Raw genomic sequence first — 26,157 nt, forward strand, 5'->3', positions numbered from 1 at the left:
ACGGCGGCGAACAGTGTCTGAGGATTGCCGGCGAGCGTTTGCGGAGTGCGGCTACTTCTGTCCTGAACGTCAGAAGTTGACCGGTCAACCATGTTGGCCTAGAGTCTTGGGTGAAAGCTCAGCAAACCCTGCGCTCTTCCAGTCCCGGCGTGGGAGGAGTGGAGGGAAGCCCCCGTGTACATGGCTGCGGCTGTCGTCGGCGTGACCCTCGCTCTCGTGAGCCTGGCCGCGGGTGCGCCCAAGGAGAAGGAGCTGCTCAAGGGTGAGGTCTCCGCCGGGTTGCAGTCCCACATCGGGTTGAGCGCCGGGTTCGTCCGGTTCATCGGGCTGGTCGAGGCCGTCGCCACTGTCGGCTTGGTTCTCGGGCTCTTCTGGCAGCCCCTGGTTATTGCCTCTGCTGTCGGTGTGACCGTCACGTTGGTCGGTGCGGTCGTCCTCTGTGTCAGGGCGGGGGGCCATGCCGACCCCGGGAACCAGGTAATTCAGCGGTGTGCGAGTCTGTCGCGAATTCGGCCGGGGCCCCGCGCGACGTCGCTCCGGCCGGAAAAGGGCGGACCTCTCGTGATCCAGGCATTCGCATCCGCCCTCCCGGTCAGTCCGGCTGCTTCTCTATGTGGTCCAGGATGCGCTGGGAGATCCGGCCGAATGTTTTGAGCTGGTTCGGGGTCAGGGCGTCGATGAAGAGGTGGCGGACGTGCTCGACGTGCTGGGGTGCGGCCTCTTCGATCGCCTTGTAGCCGGCCGGGGTGGCGACGATGAATGCTCCGCGTCCGTCGTCGGGGCACTCCTCCCTGACCACGAGCCCGCGTTTCGCCATCCGCGTGACCTGGTGGGACATCCGGCTCTTCTCCCACTCAGCGAGTTTGGTCAGATCCAGGAAGCGCATCCGCCCTTTGCCTCTTTCGGTGAGGTTGACGAGCACGATGTAGTCGGAGGCTGACATTCCGGAGTCGGCCTGGATGTGTCGGGACAGCCGTCCGATGAGTGTCTCCTGCATTCGGATGAAGCTGTTCCAGGCGTCCTTTTGTTCTGGGTCGAGCCAGCGTGGCGGTGCGTCCATGAGGGCAGTCTAACCAAGTAGATGACAGGTCATCTACTGGCGGTGGCGGCGATGCAACCCTCAGCCAGGCCGTGTCCGTCGTGACCGAGATGCTTCGGTTCACGCCCGGCCCCGGTGCGCGAGCCGGAAGGTGCCGGGACCGATGCCTGTCGGACGGGTGGGGAACGTCGCCGAGGGTTAAGTTGATGCATCAACCTAGTGAGGCTAGGGTGAGGTCCTGGCTGGCGAGATTCCGCCGAGTTGAGCAGGATCAGACCCCCCAAGGAGGACACATGACGATCGAAGTGAGCGACGCGCCCGAGGCGAAGCGCTACGAGGCCCGTGTCGATGGAGAGTCCAAGGTGGCGGGCGTCGCGGAATACATCCGTACGACGGAACTCATCGCGTTCCTGCACACCGAGGTCGAGGCGGAGTACGAGGGCGCGGGAGTCGGGTCCGCGCTGGCCCGTACAGCCCTTGACGAGGCTCGCGCCTCGAACCTGCGGGTGCTGGCCACCTGTCCCTTCTTCGCGGGCTGGATCAGCCGGCACCCCGAGTACCAGGACCTGCTGTACCAGTCCCGCAGCAAGGTCAGTGACTGAAGAGCCGAGCACGGCAGGAACGGAGGATTGCGAGGTGGCGGCCGGGCCGATGAGCATGGTTTCCTCACCGCGAGCGGCGAGTGGATCACCGACGCACCACGCTGGGCCCCGCGCGTGCTGGGCTTCACGCCCGATCCGCTGACCGGGCAGGTTGTGATGCCGCACCCGACGACGGTGCGCCGCCTGCTCGCCCCGCCTGAACGGTGACGAGCTGGACACCGCGATCGGCGCCTTCTTGGCCGCTCGGACGGACGAGGCCGGTCGCAGCCCTTCCGTCTTCCCCGTACGAGGCTGGCGATGTAGTCGCCGAGGCTCAGGCCGCGATCAGCGGCGCCGGTCTCCGCCAGGTACTTGACATCGTTGTCGATGCGCGCGCCCAGTTGTGTCGCCATCTCCCCGTGATAGCAGCTGTTACCCCCCTTCGGGCGCCTGGGCGGAGGCCCTGCTCCATCACGACGGGCCAAGTCGTCCCTCGGGCTGTGTGGAACTGGTGAGGCTTTCCCGCAGCCAGGCGTGGCGGAACTGGTAGGCCTGTCCCGTTACCCGGAGGAGGTTGCGGCGATGGGCGTCTTCCAGGAAGGACATCAGGCGCACCGGGGTGCCTTCGCTGCGGGAGAGCTGGACGGCGGTGAGGGCAGCGGCAACACCGAGATTCCCCGACCGGGCCGGCCATGAGGCACTGCCACAGGCCTGCGGTGCCACCGACCAACAGCCCTGTCATCAGGCCGTACTGGTGGGCCACGACTGAGCCGAAGAACAGCGCGACTGCGACTCCCGTCGTCAGGCCGAGGACCAGCCTCAGCCTGATGTGGTGGCGCCATACATCCTGTGCCAGGGTCGCGCCGAAGCCGAGCGGAAGCATGGAGAGATAGGTGAGCCAGGCCGGCAGCGGATAAACGAGCCAGGACACGGTTCCCGAGAACAGCCAGACAAAGGCGCCGAAAGCGACGGCGCCGGGTGGGAAGATGTCGCGCCACCCCGCGCTGGGGAGTGACTGCTGCTCGCTGAGCTTTGAATGGCGGCGGGCGGCCTGGGATGCCGCGATGAGTACGCCGAGGGGTGCGAGCAGGCATGCCCACACCAGGCCATTCGTCCACCACAGCATGAAGAAACCGGCCATCCCGCACAGCAGGCCCGTGATGGCCCCGGCGAGTTTCATCCTGGGGCGGGGGTCGGTCCACGCGGGGATGCGCCACCAGCGCAGCTCACGGTCGTCTTGGGCCCGGGTGACCTGCGCGGCGAGATAACGCAGCGTCCGTTCGGCGGTCTCGGTGGAGTAGCGCGGCGTGGGCGGTTGGGGCCGGGGGTGTACGCGGCGGTGATCACTTGGGCCAGGAGGTGGTTCTGGAGGGATCGGGTGCTGGGGAAGCGGGCGGTGTCCAGCAGCTCGTCTACGGGGCGTCCTCCGTTGTCGGTGTAGATGTCGCGGAGCAGGCTGATCGCCAGCGGATTGGTCAGAGTCCCGGCCACCACGCTGCCGGGTTCGTCGAGAAGTCTGCGGTTGAGTTCCTGCCAGCCGGACGGCGTCGGGTCCGGCAGGGGTGTCATCAGGTAGGTGCTGGCGTCCTGGGAGCACACCGGCTGGATCTCCAGCGCCAACGCTCCGCTCAGCCGCTGTCGCCTGCCGACCAGATCCCTGGCCCGGGAGACAGCGACCACACGGAAGTCCGCGTCCGCCAGCGCGCTCAGCATGGCGGCGCGCAGCTTCCGATCGACCTCGTCGAGCTCGTCCAGGAACAGCGCGATCCGTCCCTTCTCCAACAGTTCCCTCGCACGGGCGAGCCCGTCTTTGCCCCGGAAGAGGGTGTACTCGCGGGAGAGCCGGCCGCCCAGTCGGTCGCACTCTCCTTGGCGGGGTCCCACCCGAACGGCGTGAGCATCACCGGTACGGGGATACGGGCCTGCTTGTCCGGCTCCGCGTCCGCGCGGTAGTCGAGCGCCGCCAGAAGCAGCAGCACCGCGGCGGACGTCTTGCCCACCGCCGGCTCGCCCACCAGCAACAGACGGCCCGAGGCCAACCCCCCGTACACCGCGTGCAGTTCGGGCAGCGCACCGCCCTGGCGCAGAACGTCGCGGGTGACCGCGGTCAACCCCGGCAGCGGGGCGAAACGGGCGCGGCCTTCCCCGGCGATCGCCCCGTCGATCCGGCCTGCCACCTTGCGCCGGGTCGCCTGCCATCGCACCGGAAGGTGCGCAGGCTCCAGGAGCCGCCGCAGCTTGGCCTCCTCGTTCCATTTCTTGCGCACGGCCGTGGCCAGTGCATCGGCAGCAACGTCCAGCGGGGGGCGCGGAGCGGCGGCCTGTTGCACCAGGATGAATTTCCTGATCCACACAGGTCCGGTGCCGGCGAAGCTGTTGTTGCTGGCATGGGCATCCCCGGTGCCGCTCACATGTACCGGGCCTGCGGGCCCAGGTCCGGCGCCGGATTGACCGAAGGGGTGGTGGCGGCGACCGGGCCATCTCACCATCGGACACACCTCTCCGGGCTGCTGTGGCCCTGACCGCGGCCCGGTCAGCTGAGGTCGACACCTGTACTCGCGCTGCTGCCGGGCCCGTCCGCAGTGGCGTCACCGGTTCGCTCCACCCGAAAGGGCACGTTCCCAGCCTCCGGCGTTCCTCGCACACCGGTGGCTGCCTGGCCTCCATCGGTCACCGTGGCCCTCCCGGTGTCGAGCACCACAAACCCGAGCTGCGGGGGCTCCGGATCGGCGGAGGACCGCATCAACGCCACAACCAGAGCGCCGATACCAACGGCGCCCTGGACCGAGGCACCAACCATCTGGCCGGTATCCGGGTTGTCCATCAGCCAGAAGAACGGCGTCGACGCCATCAGCACGACCGCGACCACCATCACCGTGATCTTCCTACTTCGCGACATACCCACTCACCCCTCCGGCACCCAACGAACATCCCACCCAACAGGCTCGGACGCGCCCGGCTGACGCGCAAGAACGCCTCTGCACGACGACCACCGGTTCCAGCCACACGCCACTGTCACGCTGGTCGGCTGCTCCCGCCCCTGGAACGGCTCGTTGGCGCGGGCTGCGGACGGATGGGGCGTGAGCGCTGTCTTCCCCGTGGGACCTGCTGGGCGAAAGTGGCCAGGTAACGGCAGGGGCGAGTGCGGGGTGGGGCGACTTCCCCTCCTGGGCCTGCCTCCAGCTCCCGGGACGACGGGGCGCAGACCGTAGGCTGCCTGCACGGCGGCGATGGCCTGCTCGTAGGTGTCTGTTTCGGTGTTGATGGTCAGCCGCACGCTCGCGCCCTTTCGTAATTGCTGTTGCCGTCGTGCCGCAACGCTCTGCTGGTGTCTGCCTGTTGGGTACCGGCGGCCGAACAGTGAGTCGGGCCGGGGGCTGAGATGTGGGATGGTGAAGTGATACGTGTCGCAGACACGTATCACTTCACGCGGGGTGGTGCCCGGCAGCGGGATGCCTGCGACGAAGATGGGCCTCGGGGGGGGGGGGGGCCCGGGGGGGGGCGCGCCCCCCCCCCGGGGGGAATTAATATGGGGGACGAGACCAAAACCGCCCGAGGGGAAATGTCAGTGGCTCACGTACCGATCACCGGACGCGTGGGTGCGGGGCGCGCGTGTCACCCGGTGGTGTCCCACTTCCACCTGCCGCAGATGTCGTCTCGGGCGGGAATATCGACACATGCCCGGTACTTGATGGTCTGTCCCTTGGTGAAGCTGCGGTTGAAGTCCTTGTAGGTACGGCAGCCGCCGCTGTGACGCAGGGTTTGCACCTTCGCTCCGGCCCTTTGGTACTGCGCGTATACGGAACGGCTGTCGCACTTGGTGTCCGAGACGCGGAAGTCGTCGGTACTGGTCCAGTAGGTGACCCGGCCCGCTTCGGACTGGTTGGTGTACACCTGGGCCTTCCCCGTCGCGGATGCCGGTGATACGACGATCAGCGATATTGCGCCCGCCGCGCAGGCCGCCATAGCCGCACGGCGCAGATTGTTCATGTACATGTTTGGCCCTTCGTCGTTGTGGAAGCCGCATGCGGCTTCCCGATGAGCCCGCTTGCTTTGCCGGCCGACTAGCCCTCCCCCGCAGGGCGAGTGCCACGAGTCCGGCGTGGCAAGGAGCACCTTCGAGAATCGAGTCTTGGCTGCCGCGAGTTGTTGCGCAGCCCCCGTTTGCGCAGCGAAACATTTCTTTGCGCTGCTCTCGGGGCGATGGACTGAACTCCGGTCTCGTTCCTTCGCGGAACGGGTCGTTCATGCCACGTGCATGAGGCCCACTCATGAGCCCGGACGGCAATGGGTCATTGTTGCGTACCGCGAATCCGGGCTGCGCAACAATGCGGGCACCTCTAAGACTCAGTGGTGCAGGGCCTGCCTTCCGTCGTCACCGTGACGGAGCGCATGCGTTACGGCTTAGGCGATACCTGAACGGTATTCGGATCACGCTTCGGCAGGTTTCTGCTCAACCGGAGAACAGGGATGAGCCTCACCGGCTCAAGAAGCTAAGGAACGATCTATGCGAATGAGGCGCTCACCCGTTGCCGTGTTTGCAGCGGGGGCCGCGATTGCCCTGTCTGCACCGAATACGGCGACCGCGTCTGCCGCTGCCGTCCCGGCATCTTTGCCCGTATCCGTCGCACTGGAGCAGCCGATGGGGGCGTCTCGCGCCGCCGGCCAGTGCACATTCGGCAAGGTGTGCGGCAGGGTCCACAATGCCGACAACCGGATTGACCTCCTGATCACCAGCAACTGGTACTACAAGAACCAGTCGTGGACCTGGCGCGTACTCAAACCTGGACAGGACGGCCGCAATGTCGGCGTCAAGGATGTCGACGGGCTGTGGGTCGGGCGCGGATGCAGGGTGAAGACGAAGATCAGGTACTCGTTTGTACCCCGGACGTACTACAAGACCTTCGGACACGGTTGGCACAGGGTGAAAGACCATATGACCGTAAAGGTCTACGACACCCTCTGCTGACCAGGCACTGAATGGCGGGCTCGGAGCCTTCACGGGACCTGCCGCACCGGCCGTTCGTCCGTCGGCTCCGCTCATGACGGGGCCGACGGACTTCCCTCGGCGAAACTCATCCTGCCGACGAGGGCGGCACCGACCGGGCTCGGCTTCCGGTGCAGGTCTTGCGGTAGGGAATTCCGGGGAGGAACTCCCGCCATTCCTTGCGTGTGAGGTCGCGGGCCACCGAGGCGCAGAGTTGCGCTTCGGTGTGCTGCGGTTCGGTGTTCCACAGCATGGCGGTGTGATCGTCACTGCCGGTGGCCAGAGTGCGGCCGTCGGGGCTGAACTCCACGGAACGGACCTGCCGGGTGTGGCCGGCGAGTGTTGCAAGTTGGCTACGTCGGGCCAGATCCCAGAGCACTACCGTTGTATCTGCGCTGGCGGTGGCCAGGGTGCGGCCGTCCGGGCTGAACGCCACGGCGAGCGCGGGCCCGGTGTGGCCCCCAAGAGTCGCCAGGCGCGTGCCGTGGGCGACATCCCACAGTGAGACTGTCTGGTCGATGCTGGCGGTGGCCAGGGTGCGGCCGTCGGGACTGAACGCGACCGCTCTGATGGATCTGGTGTGGCCGACGAGGGCGGCTCGGCGGCTGCGCTTGGACACATCCCACAGGATGGCGCTCCCGTCGCGGCGGGCGGTGGCCAGGGTGCGGCCGTCGGGACTGAATGCGACGGCGTTGGATGCTGCCTGGGTGTCGATGGTGGCCTGTTGGGTGTCCTTGACGGCATTCCACAGCTTGATCGTTCTGTCCGAGCTGGCGGTGGCCAGAGTGCGGCCGTCGGGACTGAACGCGACGGCCATCACTCGGTCGGTATGCCCGGTGAGTTCGGCGAGGGAGGAGCCGGTCGCCGGATTCCAGAGTGCGAGCGCGTAGTCGTGGGCACGGACAGGCTGCTGGGCGGTGCCGGTAGCCGCGGCCAGGGTATGACCGTCGGGACTGAACGCGACGGCATTGACCGGCCCGGTATCGCCTGCCAGCGTGGTCTTACGAGTGCGGCCTTCGACGTCCCAGAGCACGGCGGTTCCGTCATCACCGGCGGTGGCAAGGGTGCGCCCGTCCGGGCTGAACGCGACATTGTTCACGCGGTCTGCGTGTCCAGCGAGCGGGATCCGCGTGGGATCCCATAGGACGACCGTTCCGTCCTCCCCGGCCGAGGCGAGAAGGTGACCGCGCGGATCGAACGCGAGCGTATAGAGATTGCTGGTGTGTCCGGTGAGGGTCGCCCTGCGGATATGGCGGTCGGCATCCCACAGCATGACGGTGTTGTCGTGCCCAGTGGTCGCCACGGTGCGACCGTCCGGGCTGTAGGTGATTGCTCGGACTTGTCCGCTGTGCCCGGTGAGGGTGGCCTTGCGGGTGTGGCGTCTGGCATCCCAGAGTATCGCGGTCTGGTCCTGACTGGCGCTGGCCAGCGTACGGCCGTCGGGACTGAAGGCGATGGCGTCGACGGATTGAGTATGGCCGGTGAGCGTGGCCAGCCGAGCACCGGTCGCCGCATCCCACAGTCCGATGCTCCGGTCGGCGCCGGCGCTGGCCAGCGTGCGGCCGTCCGGGCTGAACGCCACCGCGTTCACAAGGCCGGTATGGCCGGAGAGAGTCAACCGCCCGGATCGGCGTTCGGTGTCCCACAGCTTCACAGTGCTGTCACTGCCGGCGCTCGCCACGGTGCGGCCGTCGGGCGCGAACGCGATGTCCTCGACCTGTTGGGTGTGCCCAGTCAGGGTCGCCACTTTCTTGCGTGCCGGGACGTCCCACAGCACCACGTTCTTATCATCTCCTCCGGTGGCCAGCAGGCGGCCGTCGGGACTGAATGTCACCGCTCGGAGCCAGGTGGCATGGCCGCTGAGCGTGGCCAGCTGACGACGACGTTGTGTGTCCCACAGCCTCAAGGTCTGGTCCCGGCTGACGGTGGCAAGGAGACCATCAGGGCTGAAGGCGACCTCGGAGACGGCGTCGGTGTGGCCGGCGAGTTCGGTTCGGTAGTACTCGTGGGCGGACATCGTCAGCAGCGCGCCGCGTGCCTCGGGTGTCGGCGCGATGCGGTATGCCTCGACACTGAGTAACATCGCTGTGCCTGGTCGTGACTCGGCCAGTCCCAGCGCCTGTGCTGCCAGTTGGCGGGAGAGCGCGACCTGGTGGGCCTGCACGGCGTCCTGACGCTGCTGAACGGCGACCACGCTGATACCCGTGACCACCAGCAACATCATCGCGAGGCCGGCGGCGAGGTAGCGCAGTTGGCGGTTGCGCCGTGCGGTCACAGCGCGCTCCTGCTCACGCAGGCCGACGCTGGCATCGAGAAAAGCACGCTCCGGTGAGTTGAGGCTGTCCCGGTTTCCTTCCCGGGCCGCCCAGTCGCAGGCGACAGCCAGCCGCACGCCCCGGTACAGCGCACCTGAGTCCCGGTCCAGTTCCTCCCACACGCCGGCCGCCTCAGTGAGCCGTCGCTGCAGAAGCAGACCTTCGCGATCCTCCTCGATCCACGCGACCAGCCGGGGCCAAGCGGTGATCAAGGCCTCGTGGGCAAGGTCTACGGTGTCGTCGTCGAGGATGACGAGCCGGGAACGGGCGAGACGCTCCAGGACCAGGGCGGTGTCATCGGGCCGGCCGGTGTCGAGCTCGCTGCGGGCAGCAGGACGGCGGGTATCCTGCGCACTCTCACCCGGGATGATCAGACGCAGCAGAATGCGCCGGGCGACGCTGACCTGATCAGGCGTCAGGCGGGTGCAGAGGTCTTCAGCGGTCTTCGCGATGGCGCCGCGAAGACCGCCTGCGGCTTCATAGCCGGCCTCGGTCAACGCACGGCCGCGGCGGCGACGCCAGGTCTCCAGGAGTACGTGCGACATGAGCGGCAACCCACCCGGCTCGGCCTCGACCTCGTCGATGATCCTCGCGGTCAGGGCGCGCTCGACAATCAGGCCCGAGGCCGCCGCCGGTTTCACAATCGCCTCGCGAAGCTCAGCCGGACTCATAGGACCGAGCAGCAGACTCGCGTCACGTAAGGCTACGGCGAGTTCCCCGTACTCGGCGCAACGCCCGTAGAAGTCCCCGCGTATGGCGATAATGACGCGTAATCGACTGTCCGGCCGACGGGCAGTAAGCAGCAGGTCGATGAACTCTCCACGCTCACTGGCGTCATGGCAGAGAGTGAACACCTCTTCGAACTGGTCGACGACGATGACCGTATCGCCGGCAGTGTCCTTTGGCACGAGCAGGTCTGCGTGAGTACGCACCGGATGCTCGCCGGGCGTAAAGATCACGATGGCCCCGGGACGCTCACGCGGTTCTTCGGTGTGCTGAAGCAACGGGATCAACCCGGCACGCAGCAGAGAGGACTTACCGCTGCCCGAGGAGCCGGCCACGGCGACGAACCGCCGCCCGCGCACCAGTTCCGCCAAGTCACCGAGAAGCTGGTCTCGACCGAAGAACCGATCCCGGTCGCCCGACTCGAACCGGGCCAACCCCTGATACGGCGGCGCGGCGTCGTCATCAGCCGCCCCGAGAGCCGCATCCTCAGCCGCCAGGTGCCAGCGCCGCTCCCACTCCTCGCGGTCCCCACCACACGCCTCAACGTACGCCAGGACCACTTGCAATGTCGGCAGTTGCTCGCCCGATGCAGCCCTCGACAGCGTAGGGACCGTGTAAGGCGTACGCCGCGACATCACCCGGTAGGTGACACCACCCGCCTCCTGCCGAAGCTTCCGCAACTCGAACGCGAAACGCTGCACCGGACCAGCGCTCGGATCCAGTGGGCGCTCTTGACGGCCCATATGGGCTCCCTCTCCAGCGCTCACGGGCATCAGGATGGGGATGCACCTGACCGTTCGTGACAACCAATCTGGACACTCCCGTGACCGCGCTGTAGCCAGGATCCACGATAAATGGACAGGCATCCAGTGTGCCGAATCGGTCATTCGCCGGCCGCATGTGGCCAGTGATTCGAGGATCTGATCCGCGGTCTTCGTCCAGACGAACGGCCTGGGGTCTTCGTTCCACGAGTCGGTCCAGGTGCGGATGTCCTTCTCCAGCGCCTGGACCGACTCGTGGACGCCTCGCCGTATCTGCTTGTTTCGTCAGCTCCGCGAACCATCGCTCGACCAGGTTCAGCCAGGACGTGCAGGAGGGTCGCGGTCCGCGACCAGGTAGCGCGGGATTTTCCTCGCGTGGCTGCGCGGGTGCGGGCGTTCGCGGTCGACGACGGCCGTCGTCTGACCGAGGGGGAACGGGAGGGTGGACGTGCCGCCTTCGGCATTCCCTCGGCGGAGGCGGCGGTGTGTCTGGTCGGCGGCTGGTGGCCGCATAAGGACATCGACGTGATCGACCAGGCGTTGGCCCGCCTTCGGGAGCCGCTCCATCTGATCGTCACCGGCCATCCGCTGGACGACAGCGTCCTCGCCCGCTGGCGGGCCCTGCCAAACATGCGGCTCCACGTCGAGCCCGGGACGCTCTCCGAGCCGATACTGCGCCTGGTGTACGCCGCCGCCGACGCGGCCCTGGTGGCCCGGCATCCGGGCGTGGGGAAGGAGTCCGGGCTCGTGATGGACGCGGCCCGCTACAGGGTGCCGCTGATCGTCTCCGACCACGACCCGGACCTCACCGCACGGCTGCGGGACCAGCCCTGGGCTCGCATCTTCACCACCGGAGACCCGGCCTCTCTCGCCTCGGCTCTGGAGGACCTGGTGCGCCGGCCCTTCGACCTGCCGGGCCCCGGCGCCCCGAAGGTGCTGGACATGTGGACTGCTGCCGAACAGGCCGGGTTCCTGACCCGGACCGCCCTCGGCCTGCACTCGAAGGAGGCAGGATCAGGATGCTGACGCCTACCCTGATCGCCGTGGTCGGGCCCGTCGAACCACCGCTGCTCACGGCCTGGATCCGGCACTACCGGTGGCTGGGCGTCGAACGCTTCCTGCTCGCCTTCCACTTCCCCGAGCACGTCCCCAACGCATTGCGGCACGAACTGCAGGCCGTGTGCCGCCAGGCGGGCATCATTCCCGCCGGGACCAGCAGCGGACCGTGGCACGAGCACACCGACACGCGGATCCGTGACGCGCTGCGCCACCAGGCGGGCCAAGGATGGCACCTGTTCGCCGACGCGGACGAGTTCCAGCAGTACCCCGCCCCGCTACGCGAAGTCGTCGCCCAGGCTGAACGCAACCGCCAGCCGGTGGTGGGCGGCGTGCTCCTGGACCGTATCTCGGCGAGCGGGCGTCTGAGCGACTGGAATCCGCGTGGCGGCCTGGATCTCGCCTATCCGCTCGGCGGGCACATCACGCACCGGCTCCTGCACGGCGACCCGCGCAAGATCGTCCTCGCCCGCCACGACATCACCCTCGCCTCCGGCAACCATCGCACGCCCGGCCAAGAGGGTGGCTGGTCAGCAGTTCCTCGATCCTTGTCCGAGGCGGTTCCTCCCGTGTTCCTACGGGTTCCGTCCGAAGCGCCGGGCTCATGACGCCATCGCCGAGTCGCGCTTCCTTGCCCGCTACTCCTACGAGTGGGTGGTCGAGGGCGACATCGAGGCGTGCTTCGACACGATCGACCATGCGGCCCTGATGGACCGAGTGCGTCGACGCGTCGGGGACAAACGCGTCCTGGTCCTGGTGAAGGCATTCCTCAAAGCGGGCATCCTCACCGAAGGCGGCCTGCTCAAGGACTCCAGCACCGGCACCCCGCAAGGGGGGCATCCTCTCCCCGCTGCTGGCCAATATCGCCCTGACCGTGTTGGACGAGTACGTCGCCAAACGGCCGGGCGGACCGGGCACCTCCCCGGACCGACGCAGGACGCGGCTCCGCCGTGGCGAACCCAACCTCCGGTTGGTCCGCTACGCGGACGACTTCCTCGTGCTCGTAGCCTGGACTCGCGAGCACTGTGACGTGCTTCGCGAGGAGGTGGCAGCGGTCCTCGCACCGATGGGCATGCGCCTGTCGATGGAGAAGACGAGGATCACCCATATCGACGAGGGCCTCGACTTCCTCGGATGGCGCATCCAGCGTCACCGCAAGCGAGGCACCGATCGGCACTACGTCTACACCTACCCGGCGAAGAAGTCCGTGAGGACCGTCGCCAGGAAGATCAAGACCATCTGCCGGACAGACGTCAACCAGCCGCTACCGGTCCTGCTGCGTCAGCTCAACTCGATGCTGCGAGGCTGGTGCGCCTACTTCCGGCCCGGCGTTTCAAGCGCCACGTTCCAGTTCCTGCGCCAGCTCGTCTGGGGTCAGGCCATTCGCTGGATCAGGCGCAAGCACCGCCGGATCCACCGCCGGATCACCTGGAAGGATCTCCGCCGACGCTACTGCAACGGCGGATGGTGGCCAACCACGGAGGACATCACCCTGTTCGGCCCGGCCAAGGTACGCACGACGCGCTACCGATACCGGGGAGCGGTGATTCCTTCGCCCTGGCCCACCAAGGGATAAGGAACCCGAGGCTGTCAAAGGGGACTTGTGGAGAGCCCGGTGCTCGGAAACGGGCACGCCGGGTTCGGGAGGCGGTTCGGGGAAACCCATCAGCAGCAATGCCGGCAGGGCGCCCCGAACCGACCTCACATCAAGCAAGGCGAGCACCACACCCAGGCCATCCTCAGCCTCGCCCGCCGCCGAGCAGACGTCCTCTTCGCCATGCTCCGCGACGGCACCTCCTACCAGCCCCAACCCGCCCCATCAGCTTGACGAAACCCATAGGGGCACCCCCCCGAAGGAGTCACCTGTTGAGTGTGGAGTGGTCGAACTTCACGTGCTAGGTGATCCGTTCGTCGAGACCATGCGGTGAACCGTGTGCAGCACGAAGCGGATGGCTCCGGGGTCCTCAAGGGCCAAGTGAGCGCAGTCGGCGATGCGCAGTGTGGCCTGCGGGAGGCCCGTGACGAGTTCGCGGGCATGTGCCAACGGGGTAGCCACATCTTTCGTCCCGCCGACTACCCATGTGGGCGCCCGGACGCTTGGCAGATCCGCTCGCAGGTCGAGTTCTGCAAGGGCGTCGCAGCAAGCCGCATAGCCGGCAGGGTCCACGGCCGCGAGTGATCGGACCAGAGACCGGCCGAGCCCCGACTGTGCCGTCTTCTGATCGCCGAACCATCGGGCGGAGCTGCTTGCCACCACTGGGGCCATGCCCGCGCTGCGGACCAGGGCGGCCCGCTCCAGCCATCCTACCCGGGCGCCGAACTGGGCCGACGTGCAGATCAGGGCGAGAGCGCTGACCCGGTCCGGGTGTCCGACAGCGAGTTGCGTGCCGATGGCTCCTCCCAGGGAGACGCCCGCGTAGCTGAAGGTCTTCCGACCTTGTGCGTCCACCACGGTAAGTACGAGGTCGGCGAGGTCCGCCACCGTCGTGCGCCCGGGCAACGGGTCTCCGAGAGCCTCCGTCGGTGAGGCGCCATGGCCCGGCAGATCGTAGCGGAGCACTCGGAACGTTTCGTTGAGGCAGGCGATGTGCGGGTCCCACAGGGCCCGAGTGGTGCCCAGGGACGGGCCGAGAACCAGCAGGGGCCCGTCGGGCGGGCCGGAGATGTCGTAGTGCAGTCGAGGCCGGTCGGCGGATCGGCGTATTTCTGATGCCATTGCGTTCAGCTTTCGAGAACGAGGGCGAGACCCTGCCCCACGCCGATGCACAGCGTGGCGACACCGACGCCGCCGCCCCGCCGGGCGAGTTGGTGGGCGACCGTGCCGACGAGGCGCGCCCCGGACGCTCCGAGCGGATGCCCCAATGCGATGGCTCCGCCCTGCGGGTTGAGGACGGTCGGGTCGAACGGGGGCCACTCGGCGAGACAGCCGAGTACCTGTGCGGCGAATGCCTCGTTGAGCTCCAGAACCGACAGATCCGCGAAGTCCTTGCCGGCTTTGGCCAGTGCCCGGTTGACGGCTGTGACCGGGGCCAGTCCGAAGTAGCGCGGGTCGAGGGCGGAGACACCGGTCGCGCTCACCCGTGCCAACGGCTCACGGCCCGTGGCCCGCAGGCCTTCTTCGTCGGTGAGGAGCAGCGCGGCGGCGCCATCGTTGAGAGGAGAGGCATTGCCCGCGGTCACGGTGCCGTTCTCGGGACGGAACGAGGGCTTGAGCTGTGCCATCGCCTTGAGCGAGGTATCGGCGCGCACTGACTCGTCGGCGCAGAAGACCGCGGGGGTGCCGTTTCGCCGCGGTATCAGCACGGGTGTCAACTCGGACCGGAACAGCCCCTGTTCCTGCGCGGCGACCGCTTTGCGGTGGCTGTGCAGGGCGAACTCGTCCTGCTGCTCGCGGCTGATCTTGTGCTTCTCGGCGACCAGCTCGGCCGACTCGCCCAGCGGGATGGTCCACTCGGGGTTCATGGCAGGGTTGACCAAGCGCCAGCCCAGTGTGGTCGAGTACAGCTCGGCGTGCCCGGCAGGGAACGGCTTGCCGTTCTTCGGCAGCACATAGGGCGCGCGGGTCATGGATTCCACGCCGCCGGCGACTGCGATCGAGGCATCACCGGCGGCGATGGCACGGGCGGCCTGGATAACGGCTTCCAGGCCGGAGGCACACAGACGGTTGACAGTCACCCCGGGTACAGAGACGGGAATGCCCGCGAGAAGGGCGGCCATGCGGCCGACGTTGCGGTTCTCCTCGCCCGCGCCGTTGGCGTTCCCGAAGTAGACATCCGCAATTTGGGAGGGGTCCAGTGCCGGTGTCCGGGCCAGCAGATCGCGGATGGTGTGCGCGGCCAGGTCGTCCGGGCGCATGCCCGCCAGCGCACCGTTGTACCGGCCGATCGGTGTACGCACCGCGTCGACGACGTAGACGTCTCTCACGCCTGGCTCCCCTCCGCTACCCGTACCGCCGCGCGCGTCCTGGCCACTACGGTGTCGGTGCTGATCCCTGGTGCCGTCTCCACGAGGACGAGCCCCTGGTCCGTCACGTCGAGCACGCCGAGGTCGGTGACGATCCGGCTCACACAGGCCCTTCCCGTCAGCGGCAGGGTGCACCGTTCGAGGATCTTCGGTGCGCCGTCCTTCGCGGTGTGTGTCATGATCACGATAACCGTGCGCGCACCATGTACCAGGTCCATCGCTCCGCCGATTCCGGTGACCAGCTTGCCGGGGACGGCCCAGTTGGCCAGGTCGCCGGTCGCGGACACCTGCATCGCGCCGAGCACGGCGACGTCGATGTGTCCGCCTCGGATCATCGAGAAGGACAGCGCCGAGTCGAAGAAGGAGGCCCCCGGCAGTACGGTGACGGTCTCCTTGCCCGCGTTGATCAGATCCGGGTCCAGGGCGTCCTCGCGGGGGTAGGGGCCGGTGCCCAGAATGCCGTTCTCGGATTCCAGGATCACCTCAACGCCCGGCGGCAGATGGTTCGGGATCAGCGTTGGCAGTCCGATGCCGAGATTCACGTACTGCCCGTCCCGCAACTCGCGCGCGGCCCGTGCGGCCATCTCCTCGCGTGTCCAGGCCATCAACTACTCACCGTCCGTCGTTCGATCTTCTTGTCCGCGGCCTGCTCGGGTGTCAGGGCGACCACCCGCTGCACGAAGATGCCTGGCAGATGGACCGCGTCCGGGTCGATCTCGCCGGGCTCGACGAGTTGCTCCACCTCGGCGACCGTCACCCGGCCGGCCATCGCGGCGAGGGGATTGAAGTTCCGGGCGGACTTGTTGAACACCAGGTTTCCGTGCCGGTCTCCCTTCGCCGCGCGTACCAGCGCGAAGTCGGTACGGATGCCGTGCTCCAGGACGTACCGCACGCCGTCGAACTCCCTCACCTCCTTCGGCGGCGAGCCGAGTGCGACGCCGCCCCGGCCGTCGTAGCGCCAGGGCAGTCCGCCCTCGGCGATCTGCGTGCCGACTCCGGCCGGAGTGTAGAAGGCGGGGATGCCGGCGCCGCCGGCGCGCAGCCGCTCGGCCAGCGTGCCCTGGGGGATCAGCTCGACCTCAAGTTCACCGGCGAGGTACTGCCGGGCGAACTCCTTGTTCGCGCCGATGTAGGAGCCGGTCACGCGGGCGATCCGCCCGGACGCGAGCAGTACCGCGAGGCCGGACTCCATCGCCCCACAGTTGTTGGAGACCACCGACAGCCTGCTCGCACCCTGTCTGTACAGGGCCTGGACGAGCGCGTTCGGTACACCGCTCAGCCCGAAACCGCCCACCGCCAGGGAAGCGCCGTCCGGCACATCGGCCACCGCCTCCGCCGCGGTGGTCACTACCTTGCTCCTCATGCTGCGCCCTCACCGGCGGCCGCGAGATCGGATGGGTGTTGTGCCAGCGGTACGACTTCGATCTTCATGAAGGGGAAGAGGGGGAGGTTCCAGAGGATGCGGTGCAGTGCCTCGTTGTCGGCGACGTCGAAGACGCTGATGTTGGCGTACTCGCCGACGCACCGCCAGATGTGCACCCACTGTCCTGACTTCTGTAGCTCCTGGCAGTATGCCTTCTCTCGCGCCACCAGGTCCCCGCGGACCTCGGTGGCGAGGTCGCGGGGCATCGTCACGTCCATCCGTATGGCGAAAAGCATGACGCATCAGGCCTTGTCGAGGACGAAGTCGTAACGGACTTCTTGGTCGTTACCGTTCCCGGTCGGGGTCGGGTGCAGGATCAGCTCGGGCTTCACCGCCGAGGCGATGTCGTTGTCGACGTACTGGCCGCCCTGGAAGTACAGCTGGGTCGTGATGAGCTGATGCCCGGGTGCGGAGACCTTGAGGTGCAGGTGGGCGGGGCGCCAGGGATGCCAGCCGGCCGCCTCGATCAGCTCGCCGCAGGCGCCGTCGGTGGGGATCCGGTACGGCGCGGGCTGAATCGTATGGATCTTGAAGTGCCCCGTCTCGTTGGCGAACACGGTGCCCCGCAGGTTCCACTCGGGCAGCCCCGGCGCGAACTGGGAGTAGTAGCCCGCGTCGTCGGCCTGCCAGATCTCCACCTTGGCGGCCGGCAGTGGGCTTCCGTCCACGTCGGCCACCTGGCCCTGGAAGAGCAGCGGGGTGCCCGCCTCTTCCTCGCTCATGGGCAGGGTCGCCTCGGCGGGCAGGGCCGGCGCGTCGGGAACGTAGTACGGGCCTTCGATGGTGCCCTTGCTGCCCTCGCGGGTCTCGCCGGCGACTTCTTCCACGACGTGCTCGACCCAGACGTCCAGGAAGAGTGGCCACTCGCCGTCCTCGCCGACCTGGATCAGCCAGGACTTCAAGGCGTCGTACTCGGCGTAGGTGACCTTGTGGCGGCGGACGATGTCGTGTGTGGCGTTGAGCAGTTCGGTGACAAGAGTGTGGACGCGCTGGGTGTCGACGTCGGTGGTCCGCGATTTCTGCTTGCTGCGGAACTGCTCGGTCGCGGCGGCTCCGGAGGCAGCGGCTGTGGCGCTCTCGGCGGCGATGTCGGTCATGGTGTCCCGTTCCCTTTCCGTGGTGTGCGGCTTGTGCTGGGTCAGCGATCCTGGCGGTAGCGCGCCAGTTTGTCCGAGTCGATCTGGATGCCGAGTCCGTTGCCCTCGCGGACACGGAGGGTTCCGCCCTCGATGGTCAGCGGCTCGGAGAGCAGGTCGTCGGTCATATCGAGGAAGTTCGACAGTTCTCCGGGGTGACGGGCGCTGGCGAGGTGAGCGGCCCCGAAGGCGACGGTGCACAAGGTGCCGATCTGTCCGTCGATCTGATTGCCCATCACCACCTCCACACCGAGCCCCACGCACTCGTGGAGCACGCGCTGGGAAGCGGTGAACCCGGTGCGCGCGGTCTTGATGCTGATGGCAGTGGCCGAGCCGCCGAGCAGTTCACGAGTGACTTCCGCCGGCTTCGTGGCGCTCTCGTCCGCGATAAACGGAAGGGGGCTGCGCGCCACCAGCCAGCGGCGGCCCAACACGTCGTCCGCAGGGCAGAGTTCCTCGGCGAAGGTCAGATCGAGGTCCTCCATCTCACGCAGGGCGCGCGCCGCCTCGGAGGGCGTCCAGCCCCGGTTTCCGTCGATGTACAGGCTGACGTCCGGCCCGAGCGCCTCGCGCAGGGCGCGGCACGCGACGACGTCGTCGGTGTAGGGTCGGCGGCCCACCTTCACCTTGAATGTGGTGATGCCGTAGGTGCCTCGGATGCGCCCGGCCTCCGCGACCATCTCGTCGACGGGGGCGAAGCCGACCATGTGGCTCACGCGCATTCCGTCGCTGTAGCCGCCGAGCAGCCCGGACACCGGCATGGCGGCGTACTGGCCGAGGATGTCCCACAGAGCCATGTCGATGGCCGCCTTGGCGGTCGGGTTGCCGACGGTGCGGTCGAGCCTCTGGTGCACGACCTCGCGCGACAGGGGGCTCAGGCCGAGGATCTGCGGTGCGAAGACCTTCTGGATGACCGCGATGATCGATTCCTGGGTCTCGCCGTAGGTGAAGGGGCGCGGCGGTGCTTCGGCCGTGCCGACGACACCCTCGTCGGTGTGCACCCTCACCAGAACGTGCTCGGCCGTGCGCACCTCGCCGCTGGCGAATCTCAGCGGCTTCGCGTACGGGATGGCGAAGGGGATGGCCTCCACTTTGGCGATCTTCATGACACACCTTTGAGTAACACGTCGTCGTGCTCCGGCACCTGGGGAAGTTCGTGCGGCGGCGAGTTGTCGCCGCGATGAGGCAAAGGAACGCCTTGGGATCGGCGGGGTTCACCAGTGGCTCTCGGCGCTGTCGTGGATGAGTGCCTCCATGTGCCGGGCAATGCCGAGTAGGAGGCCCGCGCGGTCGGGGTGTCCGATCAGCTGGAGGCCCAGGGGCAGGCCGTTGGGGTCGCGGTGGCCGGGGACGGTTGCCACGGGCAGTCCGAGCAACTGCCAGGGACGGCTCAGGACCGGTGTTCCTGTGGCGTCCAACCCGCGGGGTGCAGGACCCGGGGCGGCCGGGCCGAGGATCACGTCGGCATCGTCACGCAGCAGCGCGAGGACTTTGGCACGGGAGACGGCCCTGACGGCAAGGGCGGCCTCGTAGTCGGCTGTCGAGGTGTCGCGTCCGCGGGCCAGAAGTTCGTTGAGGGGGGCGCTCAGGGATTCGGGCCGCTGTGCCTCCACGTCGAGTGCGCGGGCGGCTTCGTAGGCCATGACGACCGCGTGTGTATGCGCGAGTTCCGTCGTACTGACGGGGAGGGCCGGTCCCGCCGTCCGCGCGCCGGCCTTCACGAGGGCCTGGCCGGCGTGCTCCAGGGCGGCGAGCATCGCGGGGTCGATATCGGTCAGTTCGGTACCAGGCCACAGCAGCACTCTGATCGACCCCGGCCGTTCGGCCCGGGTGTTGTCGACGGCCTCGACCGCCGTGGCCAGAGTGCTGGTACCGGCTGCGAGTAGCCCCGGAGCATCCAGGGTCGGGCTCAGTCCGGTGAAGCCCGCCATCGGCCAGGCGCCTGTCGCGGGGACGTATCCGGCGACACCGCAGAACGACGCGGGCCGGGTCAGGGAACCCGCGGTCTGCGAGCCCAGCGCGAGCGGCACCACCCCCGCCGCGACGGCGGCGGCCGAGCCACTGGAGGAACCGCCCGGCGTGTGCTCCGGCTGGTGCGGATTGTGGGTGGGGCCGGGATGGAAGTAGGCGAACTCGGTGGTCACGGTCTTGCCGAGAGGAACGGCCCCGGCCGCGCGCAGCCGTTGGACCAGCCAGGCGTCGGCCTCGGCGATCCGGCCACGGCGCAGCGGCGAGCCGCACTCCGTGGGCAGGCCGGCGACGTCGATGATGTCCTTGACGCCGAACGGTACCCCGCACAGCGGCCCGTCCGGTGCCCGCTCGGCCCGCGCCCGGGCGCGATCGGCGTCGACGCGGACCCAGGCCCGCAGACCGGGCTCGGTCAGCTCCAGCCGGCGCAGCGCCTGAGCCACGGCAGCCGCGCGTTGGGCCGTCATGACGCGGAGCCTTCCGGGACGAGGGGGGCGGCGTCGAGCCGGTGGAACTCCCTGTTGAAGTAGACGAGGCTCTGGCCGCCGGAGCAGGTGCGTATCTGTTCGATGTCGACGAAGAGCACGCTGTGCGAGCCCATGGGGACGGTGTGCTTGATGGTGCCGACCGCCGTGACCAAGGCGTCCTTGAGGACGGGAACATCCTGAGTACGGTCCCAGATGTCCCAGGTGAAGCGTTCGGCCATGGCCACCTTGGTGGCTCCGGCGAAGTGCAGGGCCAGTTCCTGCTGGTCACCGCCGAGGACGTTCAGGCCCACACGCCCGTTGGCCCTGAAGACGTCGTGCATCGCGCTGCCCTGGTTGACGCACACCAGGACGGTCGGTGGGTCGTCGGTCACCGAGCACACGGCGCTGAGGGTGATGCCGCAACGTCCGCTCGGTCCGTCGGTGGTCAGGATGTTGACGGCGGCCGGGAGGTGAGCCATCGCCTCCCGGAAGTCGGTGCTGCTGGGGGGCACGGCGTCACCCTTCCTGTTGTGTTCGTACGTCGGAATGCTCGGAACTGTCGGTGTGCCGACGTCGTCCGGAGAGTCAGTGGCACGGGGGCCGCTCACCACAGCTCCACGACCAGACGCGGCGACTTCGCTCGTGACACACAGGCGGCGATCTGGTCTCCGGCCGCCTTCTCTTTCGCGGACAGGCAGTGGTCCCGGTGATCGGGCTCGCCGTCCAGGACGCGCAGCACGCAGGTCCCGCAGATGCCCTCGCGGCACGAGGTGTCGAGCGGAACGCCGTTGGCCTCCAGCACCTCGGCGATACTCCGGTCCGGCGGGACCGTGTACACCTCACCGGTGTCCAGCTGGACCTCGAAACCGCGCGCGGGACCGGCGTCCGGCACATCACCGGCCTGGAACAGCTCACGGTGGATGCGCTCTTCGGCAACCGTGCGAGCAGCCAAGGCCGTGATCTCGTCCATGAAGCCCAGGGGGCCACACGTATAGACATGGGTCCGCGGGCCCGCGTCCGCCAGTTCGGTGGTCAGAGCAGCGGTGGTGGCCTCGCGCCGCAGGCCGAAGTGGAAGCGGACCCGGTCGGCGAAGGAGCAGCGCTCCAGCAGGCCGGCGAAGGCCGCCTGGGCCCGGCTGCGGGCCACGTAGTACAGCCGGAACTCGGCCCCGGCCGCGTGCAGCTCGTAGGCCATCGCCAGCAGGGGGGTGATGCCGATCCCGGCGGCCACCAGGTGGTGCATCGCCGCGTCGTGGGCGAGGCCGAACAGCTGGCGGGGCGCGCCGACGGTCAGCTCCGTGCCCGGTGCCGCCTTCTCGTGCAGGGCCACCGAGCCGCCGCGCGAGTCCTCCTCGCGTTTGACGGCGATGGTGTACGCACCGGTGTCGTCGGGCGGTCCGCACAGCGAGTACGGCCGGGTGACCCCGGTGGGCCCGGTCACATCGACGTGCGCGCCCGCAGGGTAGGCGGGGAGCCTCTCCTCGTCTGTGCGGACGAGCCGCAGGACATTGATGGTGTCGGTTTCCTCGACGTTCTCGGTGACGGTGACAGTGAACATCCGTCCGCCTTCGCGGTCGCAGGTGGGGCTGACGGCGCTGTCAGCGCATGTACAGGCCGCCGTTGGCGTCCCAGCAGGCTCCGGTGACCGCGTCAGCGTGCTCGGCGGCGAGCAGGACGGCCATGTCGGCCACGAAGTCGGGTCGGCCGAGCCGACGGACGGGAATCGAGGACTCGATCCGCGCGAGCTGCTCGGCGGCCACCATCTCGCGAACCACCGGCAGGTCCTGCGGTCCGGGGGAGATGGCGTTGACCGTTACTCCACGCGGGCCGAGTTCCCGGGCGAACACCTTCGTCAGGGTCGCGACTCCGCCTTTGGCCGCCGCATAGTGGGCGCCGGTGGCCGTCCCTCCGTTCTGTCCGGCCAGCGAAGCGATGTTGACGATGCGTCCGTCGCCGCGCTCGGCGAAGTAGGAGCCGAAGACCTGGCAGCCGAAGAACGTGCCGTTGAGGTTGGTCGACACCACGGCGTCGAAGCTGTCCGGGCTGATCTCCATCAGCGCCTCCACCTTGGAGCGGCCGGCGTTGTTGACCAGGACGTGCACGGCGCCCCAGCGCTGGACCAGCCGGTCGAGGACGGTGTCGAAGGCGCTCTTGTCACGGACATCCAGGGCGAGTCCGACGGTGCGGTGTCCCTCCGGGTCGAGGCGCGCCGCCGCCTCGGCCGCGGCCTGTTGGTCGAGGTCGGTGAGGGCCACGCGATAGCCGTGGTCGTACAGCCGTGCGGCGATGTGGGCGCCGAGGCCCCGGGCCGCGCCGGTCACCAAGGCGACGCGGCGGGTGTCCTCCTCGGGCCGGCTCACAGCAGAAACCCCGACGCCGTGACGGCTTCCTCCGAGTTGACCAGCTGAACGATCTTCCGGAGGATGCGCGGGCCATCGGCCTCGAAGACGATGCGGTGGGTGACGTCGGCGGCGAGGACGAACGTCTCCCCGCGCTTGTGGCCGGCCAGGATCTGTGCCGAGCAGATCTCGACCGTATCCTCCTCGCGTCCGGTCACTACGAACCGGGAGACCGAGCGGACGGTCCGGGCCGCCGCGGTCGCGGAGATGGAGAATCCACCGGTGAGGCGCTCGACGCGCATACGGCGCATACGGTCGTCGTCGTACATGAGGTTGAGACGGGAGGCGAAGTCGCCCGCCTCGCGGTCGATCGGGACCACGTACTCCCCTCCCTCGGCCCACAGCCGGTCCCATTCCTGGTAGCGGCGGGCATCCAGGAGGTGGGCCTCGCGCCAGATGAGGGAGATCGCGGCCAGGGCACGGGGGTCGTCGAGCGGAAGGTCCGCCGCCGCGACCGCCCTGCTGGGGGCGTCAGTTGACATCGTTCATCATCCTCTTCCACATGGCGTACGCCTCGCGCATGCCGGTCTCGTCGGTCGCGTGGGAGGTGGCCTGGCCCAGGTCGTTCGGCTTCTCGCGGCCGAGTCCGCGGTTGACGAGGATCGGCATGTCCACACCGCCGGTCACGCCGCGCTGGACGCGGTTCCAGGCCTCGGCGTCGTCAGGGCTGCCGAAACCGAAGGGGCCCTGGAAGTGCTCGTGGATGCGCAGCCGTTCACGATTGACGGTCTCCGGGCCACCGTCGAGGCCGAGGGCGACGTGCCGGATCTCGGTCTCGGCCACCGAAATCGGTTGCAGGACGCGGAAGAAGGCCATCGACATCGCGACGTTCGGGAAGAGATTCAGGTTGAACCCGGCGCCGTGCAGTGAGCGGACAATGCGCCGCACCTTCTCCGGCGGCATGTCCTTGGACAGTTCCTCGACGATGTGGCTGAAGCGGTCCTGGAGCTTCTCGGCACCGTCGTCGACGTCGAGGTCGGCATGGTCGGCGACGGAGACGGACACGCTGTGGCCGTTGCCGAGGGCGTGGGTGACCGCGGTCTCATCGGTCATGATCGACAACATGCTCGCGGTCTCGGCGTCGACCGAGGACATCCAGGAACGGTGCACGATCGGGAAGTGGTACCAGTCGGTGGTGTTCTCCAGCTGGATCTTCCAGTTGCCCCGGAACCGGAACCTGTGCTCGCCCTGCACCTTGATCGGGTAGCCCGCGCCCTGCTTCATGAAGCGGTCGATCCACAGCCGCGCTCCGCCGAGGAAGTCCTCCAGCGGTTCGATGCCGTCGCTGAAACTGGCGAAGATCATGCCCGCGTACGTGCCGACCTTGAGGCGCTGGAGCGGGAGATCCTTCTTCTCGACGACGTCCTCGTAGCCCTCCGGGTACGGGATGCCGCGCAGCGTGCCGTCGAGAGCGTAAGACCAGGCGTGGTACGGGCAGGTGAAGCCGTTGCCGTTGCCCTTCGGGGTCTCGCAGACGCTGGCGCCGCGGTGGCGGCAGCGATTGAGGAGAACGTTGATCCCACCGCGCCGGTCACGGCTGACGATGACCGGGCGGCGGCCCACCCAGGCCATCTTGAAGTCTCCGGCCTTGGCGATCTCGCTCTCGTGGGCCACCCACACCCAGGTGCGGTGGAAGATCCGGTCCATCTCCTGTTCGAAGAGAGCCGGGTCGGTGTAGAGGGTGCCCGCGACGCGGTCGGATTCGACGAGGGAGGAGAGATCTTGGCTCATCGGGTTGCCTCCGGTTCAGGCAGAGGGCGGCCGACGCGCGCCTCGATCTTCATGTAGCGCCACAGTCCGTGTTCGCCGACCTGAACGGTGCGAAACAGGTTGCAGACGGCGGCGACCGTGGCCTGGTCGGTGACATCGGCGAGGACGTAACAGGTCCACGGCCACGAATCGGAGGGACCGACCATGTGCTGATCGTCGTCGATGGTGCCGAGCACGCTGACGCCGGGCAGTTCGTAGAGCTGGGCCAGCATGGTGGTGAAGCCGTCCCAGACCGTCTTGCCCTGACCGGTGGGCAGATCGAAGAAGTTCTGGTTGACGCCTATGCAGAACAGCACGCGCAAGGGCGAGGTGGCGGTGTCGGACATGAGGGGGATCCCGTCTGTCGGTTCGGTCAGAGGTAGCCGGGGAAGGGCTGGACGCCGGTCAGCACCGCGCCGGCACCGTCGTACATGCCCTCCTGGAGGAAGGCGTGCTGCGGTACGACCGAGGCGTCGCGCAGGTGGCGTTCGAGCGGGGTGCCCGTCCCGATGGCGCCGATGCCGCCCAGCTGGTAGGCCACCCGTACGACTTCGAAGGACGTCTTGGCGAGGTGAGCGGAGGCAAGACGCAGCAGGCTGGCCTGCCCGGGGCTCACGGGGTCGCCGGCCTCGACGGTGGTCCAGGCGTCCTCGGTGGCCTCGTAGAAGAAGGCGCGGGCGGAGCGGAGCTGCGCCTCCGCCTGGCCCACCGAGATGCGGTAGGTGGCACGTTCGGCGGGCTTGGGCGCGCCGGTGTAGCCGGAGCGCCCGCCCTGGGCGGTGACATGGTCGAGGGCGGCGCGGGCGACACCGAGACCGACCACGGCCAGCACCTGCGCCGCGTACGGCACGGCCGGGTAGCGGTACAGCGGTTCGTCGACGGTGGGGGTGCCGCCGCGGACGAAGGTCCACTCCTCAGGTACCACAACGGAGTCGACCACCAGGTCGTGGCTGCCGGTGCCGCGCATGCCGACGACATCCCAGTTCTCCACGATCTCCACCTGGGCAGGCCGCAGGACTGCTGTCAGGGGCCGTCCCGCGGCCTGGTCCCCGCTCGCCCTGACGCCGACGCCCAGAACGTCGGCGCCCTTGCAGCCGCTGGCGAACCTCCAGCGGCCGCTGACGCGGTAGCCGTTCTCCGTGTGTTCGGCGGGCCGCACCGGGAACAGCCCTCCGGCGAAGGCCACATCGGGTCCGTCCGCGTAGAGTTCGGCCTGCGTTTTCAGGGGGAGTGCGGCGAGGTAGACGGCGGAGGAGCCGAAGCTGGCGACCCAGCCGGCCGAGCCGTCCACTGCCGCGACCCGCTCGACGAGTCCGAGGAACTCGGCGGGCGGCAGGGCGTCGCCGCCGAAGCGCTGCGGAACACCCGCGCGGTATATCCCGGCCCGCTTGAACTCGGCTACTACATCGGGTGGTACGTGCCTCTTCTCCTCGAATTCGGAACGTCGTGCGGCCACCGTCTCCAGCATGTTCTCGAAATTCTCCATGCGGGATTCTCCTCCCTGCCGGGTTTCTTTCACCGCCTGTACCATCACGGTATTCGCGGTTATCAGGATCCCGCCATTGGGAATTGACCCCGGAGAGTAGG

Annotated in this window: 27 protein-coding genes and 2 pseudogenes; 7 read left to right on the forward strand and 22 right to left on the reverse strand. The window is 68.2% G+C overall.

Annotation, left to right across the window (positions count from 1 at the left end):
* Positions 1-180 precede the first annotated feature (180 nt).
* Positions 181-654, forward strand: coding sequence for a DoxX family protein (locus ACFRKB_RS30315; RefSeq protein ID WP_383109886.1), 474 nt, complete (start codon positions 181-183; stop codon positions 652-654).
* On the opposite strand, the gene ACFRKB_RS30320 is transcribed toward ACFRKB_RS30315, so the two are convergent.
* The gene (locus ACFRKB_RS30320) at positions 593-1,060 is read right to left on the reverse strand and encodes a MarR family winged helix-turn-helix transcriptional regulator (RefSeq protein WP_383109804.1); all 468 of its coding nucleotides are present in this window, start codon (positions 1,058-1,060) and stop codon (positions 593-595) included. The genes ACFRKB_RS30315 and ACFRKB_RS30320 overlap by 62 nt on opposite strands.
* A gap of 272 nt (positions 1,061-1,332) precedes the next feature.
* Here ACFRKB_RS30320 and ACFRKB_RS30325 point away from each other — a divergent pair, with 272 nt between their 5' ends.
* The gene (locus tag ACFRKB_RS30325) at positions 1,333-1,641 is read left to right on the forward strand and encodes a GNAT family N-acetyltransferase (RefSeq protein ID WP_383109805.1); all 309 of its coding nucleotides are present in this window, start codon (positions 1,333-1,335) and stop codon (positions 1,639-1,641) included.
* 1,155 nt (positions 1,642-2,796) lie between these two features.
* Here the strand turns inward: ACFRKB_RS30325 and ACFRKB_RS30330 are convergent.
* The 4 genes from ACFRKB_RS30330 to ACFRKB_RS30345 form a co-directional block, all read right to left on the reverse strand.
* On the reverse strand, positions 2,797-3,402 hold the full coding sequence (locus ACFRKB_RS30330) for a hypothetical protein (RefSeq protein ID WP_383109806.1): 606 nt from the start codon (positions 3,400-3,402) through the stop codon (positions 2,797-2,799).
* Positions 3,327-4,031 (reverse strand): hypothetical protein, encoded by a 705-nt coding sequence (locus tag ACFRKB_RS30335; protein ID WP_383109807.1) that lies wholly within the window; start codon positions 4,029-4,031, stop codon positions 3,327-3,329. The genes ACFRKB_RS30330 and ACFRKB_RS30335 overlap by 76 nt, the downstream gene beginning before the upstream one ends.
* A gap of 122 nt (positions 4,032-4,153) precedes the next feature.
* Positions 4,154-4,519, reverse strand: coding sequence for a hypothetical protein (locus tag ACFRKB_RS30340; protein ID WP_383109808.1), 366 nt, complete (start codon positions 4,517-4,519; stop codon positions 4,154-4,156).
* Positions 4,520-5,235: 716 nt separating this feature from the next.
* Positions 5,236-5,616 carry a hypothetical protein gene (locus ACFRKB_RS30345; protein ID WP_383109809.1) on the reverse strand — a complete coding sequence of 127 codons (381 nt, stop codon included), beginning with the start codon at positions 5,614-5,616 and terminating at the stop codon, positions 5,236-5,238.
* A 517-nt stretch (positions 5,617-6,133) separates the two neighbouring features.
* Between ACFRKB_RS30345 and ACFRKB_RS30350 the strand changes: the two genes are divergently transcribed.
* Positions 6,134-6,589 (forward strand): hypothetical protein, encoded by a 456-nt coding sequence (locus ACFRKB_RS30350; RefSeq protein WP_383109810.1) that lies wholly within the window; start codon positions 6,134-6,136, stop codon positions 6,587-6,589.
* Positions 6,590-6,695: 106 nt separating this feature from the next.
* On the opposite strand, the gene ACFRKB_RS30355 is transcribed toward ACFRKB_RS30350, so the two are convergent.
* Together ACFRKB_RS30355 and ACFRKB_RS30360 are read right to left on the reverse strand one after the other, a co-directional pair.
* Positions 6,696-10,391: an nSTAND1 domain-containing NTPase gene (locus ACFRKB_RS30355; protein ID WP_383109811.1), complete on the reverse strand. Its 3,696-nt coding sequence runs from the start codon at positions 10,389-10,391 to the stop codon at positions 6,696-6,698.
* Between the two features lie 162 nt (positions 10,392-10,553).
* Positions 10,554-10,746: pseudogene (locus ACFRKB_RS30360) on the reverse strand (IS630 family transposase); the annotation flags it as partial.
* A gap of 38 nt (positions 10,747-10,784) precedes the next feature.
* Between ACFRKB_RS30360 and ACFRKB_RS30365 the strand changes: the two are divergent.
* From ACFRKB_RS30365 to ACFRKB_RS30380, 4 genes and pseudogenes are all read left to right on the forward strand, one after another.
* On the forward strand, positions 10,785-11,435 hold the full coding sequence (locus ACFRKB_RS30365; protein WP_383109812.1) for a glycosyltransferase: 651 nt from the start codon (positions 10,785-10,787) through the stop codon (positions 11,433-11,435).
* Positions 11,429-12,073 carry a glycosyltransferase family 2 protein gene (locus tag ACFRKB_RS30370; RefSeq protein WP_383109813.1) on the forward strand — a complete coding sequence of 215 codons (645 nt, stop codon included), beginning with the start codon at positions 11,429-11,431 and terminating at the stop codon, positions 12,071-12,073. The genes ACFRKB_RS30365 and ACFRKB_RS30370 overlap by 7 nt, the downstream gene beginning before the upstream one ends.
* Positions 11,988-12,233: pseudogene (locus ACFRKB_RS30375) on the forward strand (hypothetical protein); the annotation flags it as partial. The gene ACFRKB_RS30370 and the pseudogene ACFRKB_RS30375, both read left to right, overlap by 86 nt.
* A gap of 106 nt (positions 12,234-12,339) precedes the next feature.
* The gene (locus ACFRKB_RS30380) at positions 12,340-13,041 is read left to right on the forward strand and encodes a group II intron maturase-specific domain-containing protein (protein ID WP_383109814.1); all 702 of its coding nucleotides are present in this window, start codon (positions 12,340-12,342) and stop codon (positions 13,039-13,041) included.
* A gap of 312 nt (positions 13,042-13,353) precedes the next feature.
* Here the strand turns inward: ACFRKB_RS30380 and ACFRKB_RS30385 are convergent, their stop codons facing one another.
* The 15 genes from ACFRKB_RS30385 to ACFRKB_RS30455 form a co-directional block, all read right to left on the reverse strand.
* The gene (locus ACFRKB_RS30385) at positions 13,354-14,181 is read right to left on the reverse strand and encodes an alpha/beta fold hydrolase (RefSeq protein WP_383109815.1); all 828 of its coding nucleotides are present in this window, start codon (positions 14,179-14,181) and stop codon (positions 13,354-13,356) included.
* A gap of 5 nt (positions 14,182-14,186) precedes the next feature.
* Positions 14,187-15,389 carry a thiolase family protein gene (locus ACFRKB_RS30390; RefSeq protein WP_383109816.1) on the reverse strand — a complete coding sequence of 401 codons (1,203 nt, stop codon included), beginning with the start codon at positions 15,387-15,389 and terminating at the stop codon, positions 14,187-14,189.
* Positions 15,386-16,033 carry a CoA transferase subunit B gene (locus ACFRKB_RS30395; protein WP_383109817.1) on the reverse strand — a complete coding sequence of 216 codons (648 nt, stop codon included), beginning with the start codon at positions 16,031-16,033 and terminating at the stop codon, positions 15,386-15,388. Before ACFRKB_RS30395 ends, ACFRKB_RS30390 begins: the two co-directional genes overlap by 4 nt.
* A complete protein-coding gene (locus ACFRKB_RS30400; RefSeq protein ID WP_383109818.1) occupies positions 16,033-16,791 on the reverse strand; it encodes a CoA transferase subunit A in 759 nt (252 codons plus the stop codon). The genes ACFRKB_RS30395 and ACFRKB_RS30400 overlap by 1 nt, the downstream gene beginning before the upstream one ends.
* Positions 16,788-17,087 carry a muconolactone Delta-isomerase gene (catC, locus tag ACFRKB_RS30405; protein WP_383109819.1) on the reverse strand — a complete coding sequence of 100 codons (300 nt, stop codon included), beginning with the start codon at positions 17,085-17,087 and terminating at the stop codon, positions 16,788-16,790. The genes ACFRKB_RS30400 and catC overlap by 4 nt, the downstream gene beginning before the upstream one ends.
* Before the next feature lie 6 nt (positions 17,088-17,093).
* Complete coding sequence (gene catA / locus ACFRKB_RS30410; RefSeq protein WP_383109820.1) at positions 17,094-17,948, reverse strand: catechol 1,2-dioxygenase; 855 nt, start codon at positions 17,946-17,948, stop codon at positions 17,094-17,096.
* Positions 17,949-17,989: 41 nt separating this feature from the next.
* A complete protein-coding gene (locus tag ACFRKB_RS30415) occupies positions 17,990-19,093 on the reverse strand; it encodes a mandelate racemase/muconate lactonizing enzyme family protein (protein WP_383109821.1) in 1,104 nt (367 codons plus the stop codon).
* 108 nt (positions 19,094-19,201) lie between these two features.
* Entirely contained in the window at positions 19,202-20,422 is a 1,221-nt protein-coding gene (locus ACFRKB_RS30420) for an amidase (RefSeq protein WP_383109822.1), read from the reverse strand.
* On the reverse strand, positions 20,419-20,934 hold the full coding sequence (locus ACFRKB_RS30425; RefSeq protein ID WP_383109823.1) for a flavin reductase: 516 nt from the start codon (positions 20,932-20,934) through the stop codon (positions 20,419-20,421). The genes ACFRKB_RS30420 and ACFRKB_RS30425 overlap by 4 nt, the downstream gene beginning before the upstream one ends.
* A 92-nt stretch (positions 20,935-21,026) precedes the next feature.
* On the reverse strand, positions 21,027-21,980 hold the full coding sequence (locus ACFRKB_RS30430; protein ID WP_383109824.1) for a PDR/VanB family oxidoreductase: 954 nt from the start codon (positions 21,978-21,980) through the stop codon (positions 21,027-21,029).
* 40 nt (positions 21,981-22,020) lie between these two features.
* Positions 22,021-22,782, reverse strand: a complete 762-nt coding sequence (locus ACFRKB_RS30435) for an SDR family NAD(P)-dependent oxidoreductase (protein ID WP_383109825.1) — start codon at positions 22,780-22,782, stop codon at positions 22,021-22,023.
* Complete coding sequence (locus ACFRKB_RS30440; protein ID WP_383109826.1) at positions 22,779-23,303, reverse strand: aromatic-ring-hydroxylating dioxygenase subunit beta; 525 nt, start codon at positions 23,301-23,303, stop codon at positions 22,779-22,781. The genes ACFRKB_RS30435 and ACFRKB_RS30440 overlap by 4 nt, the downstream gene beginning before the upstream one ends.
* Complete coding sequence (locus ACFRKB_RS30445; RefSeq protein WP_383109827.1) at positions 23,293-24,552, reverse strand: aromatic ring-hydroxylating oxygenase subunit alpha; 1,260 nt, start codon at positions 24,550-24,552, stop codon at positions 23,293-23,295. The genes ACFRKB_RS30440 and ACFRKB_RS30445 overlap by 11 nt, the downstream gene beginning before the upstream one ends.
* The gene (locus ACFRKB_RS30450; protein WP_383109828.1) at positions 24,549-24,917 is read right to left on the reverse strand and encodes a hypothetical protein; all 369 of its coding nucleotides are present in this window, start codon (positions 24,915-24,917) and stop codon (positions 24,549-24,551) included. The genes ACFRKB_RS30445 and ACFRKB_RS30450 overlap by 4 nt, the downstream gene beginning before the upstream one ends.
* 26 nt (positions 24,918-24,943) lie before the next feature.
* Complete coding sequence (locus ACFRKB_RS30455) at positions 24,944-26,056, reverse strand: acyl-CoA dehydrogenase family protein (protein ID WP_383109829.1); 1,113 nt, start codon at positions 26,054-26,056, stop codon at positions 24,944-24,946.
* Positions 26,057-26,157: the final 101 nt, after the last annotated feature.

It is taken from the genome of Streptomyces scopuliridis (assembly GCF_042790125.1).
Lineage (GTDB): Bacteria > Actinomycetota > Actinomycetes > Streptomycetales > Streptomycetaceae > Streptomyces > Streptomyces scopuliridis_A.

Coding starts and splice junctions, on each gene's coding strand:
- ACFRKB_RS30315 (WP_383109886.1), top strand. CDS start 181: ATGGCTGCGGCTGTCGTCGGCGTGACCCTCGCTCTCGTGAGCCTGGCC.
- ACFRKB_RS30320 (WP_383109804.1), bottom strand. CDS start 1,060: ATGGACGCACCGCCACGCTGGCTCGACCCAGAACAAAAGGACGCCTGG.
- ACFRKB_RS30325 (WP_383109805.1), top strand. CDS start 1,333: ATGACGATCGAAGTGAGCGACGCGCCCGAGGCGAAGCGCTACGAGGCC.
- ACFRKB_RS30340 (WP_383109808.1), bottom strand. CDS start 4,519: ATGTCGCGAAGTAGGAAGATCACGGTGATGGTGGTCGCGGTCGTGCTG.
- ACFRKB_RS30345 (WP_383109809.1), bottom strand. CDS start 5,616: ATGTACATGAACAATCTGCGCCGTGCGGCTATGGCGGCCTGCGCGGCG.
- ACFRKB_RS30350 (WP_383109810.1), top strand. CDS start 6,134: ATGAGGCGCTCACCCGTTGCCGTGTTTGCAGCGGGGGCCGCGATTGCC.
- ACFRKB_RS30355 (WP_383109811.1), bottom strand. CDS start 10,391: ATGGGCCGTCAAGAGCGCCCACTGGATCCGAGCGCTGGTCCGGTGCAG.
- ACFRKB_RS30370 (WP_383109813.1), top strand. CDS start 11,429: ATGCTGACGCCTACCCTGATCGCCGTGGTCGGGCCCGTCGAACCACCG.
- ACFRKB_RS30385 (WP_383109815.1), bottom strand. CDS start 14,181: ATGGCATCAGAAATACGCCGATCCGCCGACCGGCCTCGACTGCACTAC.
- ACFRKB_RS30395 (WP_383109817.1), bottom strand. CDS start 16,033: ATGGCCTGGACACGCGAGGAGATGGCCGCACGGGCCGCGCGCGAGTTG.
- ACFRKB_RS30400 (WP_383109818.1), bottom strand. CDS start 16,791: ATGAGGAGCAAGGTAGTGACCACCGCGGCGGAGGCGGTGGCCGATGTG.
- catC (WP_383109819.1), bottom strand. CDS start 17,087: ATGCTTTTCGCCATACGGATGGACGTGACGATGCCCCGCGACCTCGCC.
- catA (WP_383109820.1), bottom strand. CDS start 17,948: ATGACCGACATCGCCGCCGAGAGCGCCACAGCCGCTGCCTCCGGAGCC.
- ACFRKB_RS30415 (WP_383109821.1), bottom strand. CDS start 19,093: ATGAAGATCGCCAAAGTGGAGGCCATCCCCTTCGCCATCCCGTACGCG.
- ACFRKB_RS30420 (WP_383109822.1), bottom strand. CDS start 20,422: ATGACGGCCCAACGCGCGGCTGCCGTGGCTCAGGCGCTGCGCCGGCTG.
- ACFRKB_RS30430 (WP_383109824.1), bottom strand. CDS start 21,980: ATGTTCACTGTCACCGTCACCGAGAACGTCGAGGAAACCGACACCATC.
- ACFRKB_RS30440 (WP_383109826.1), bottom strand. CDS start 23,303: ATGTCAACTGACGCCCCCAGCAGGGCGGTCGCGGCGGCGGACCTTCCG.
- ACFRKB_RS30445 (WP_383109827.1), bottom strand. CDS start 24,552: ATGAGCCAAGATCTCTCCTCCCTCGTCGAATCCGACCGCGTCGCGGGC.
- ACFRKB_RS30450 (WP_383109828.1), bottom strand. CDS start 24,917: ATGTCCGACACCGCCACCTCGCCCTTGCGCGTGCTGTTCTGCATAGGC.
- ACFRKB_RS30455 (WP_383109829.1), bottom strand. CDS start 26,056: ATGGAGAATTTCGAGAACATGCTGGAGACGGTGGCCGCACGACGTTCC.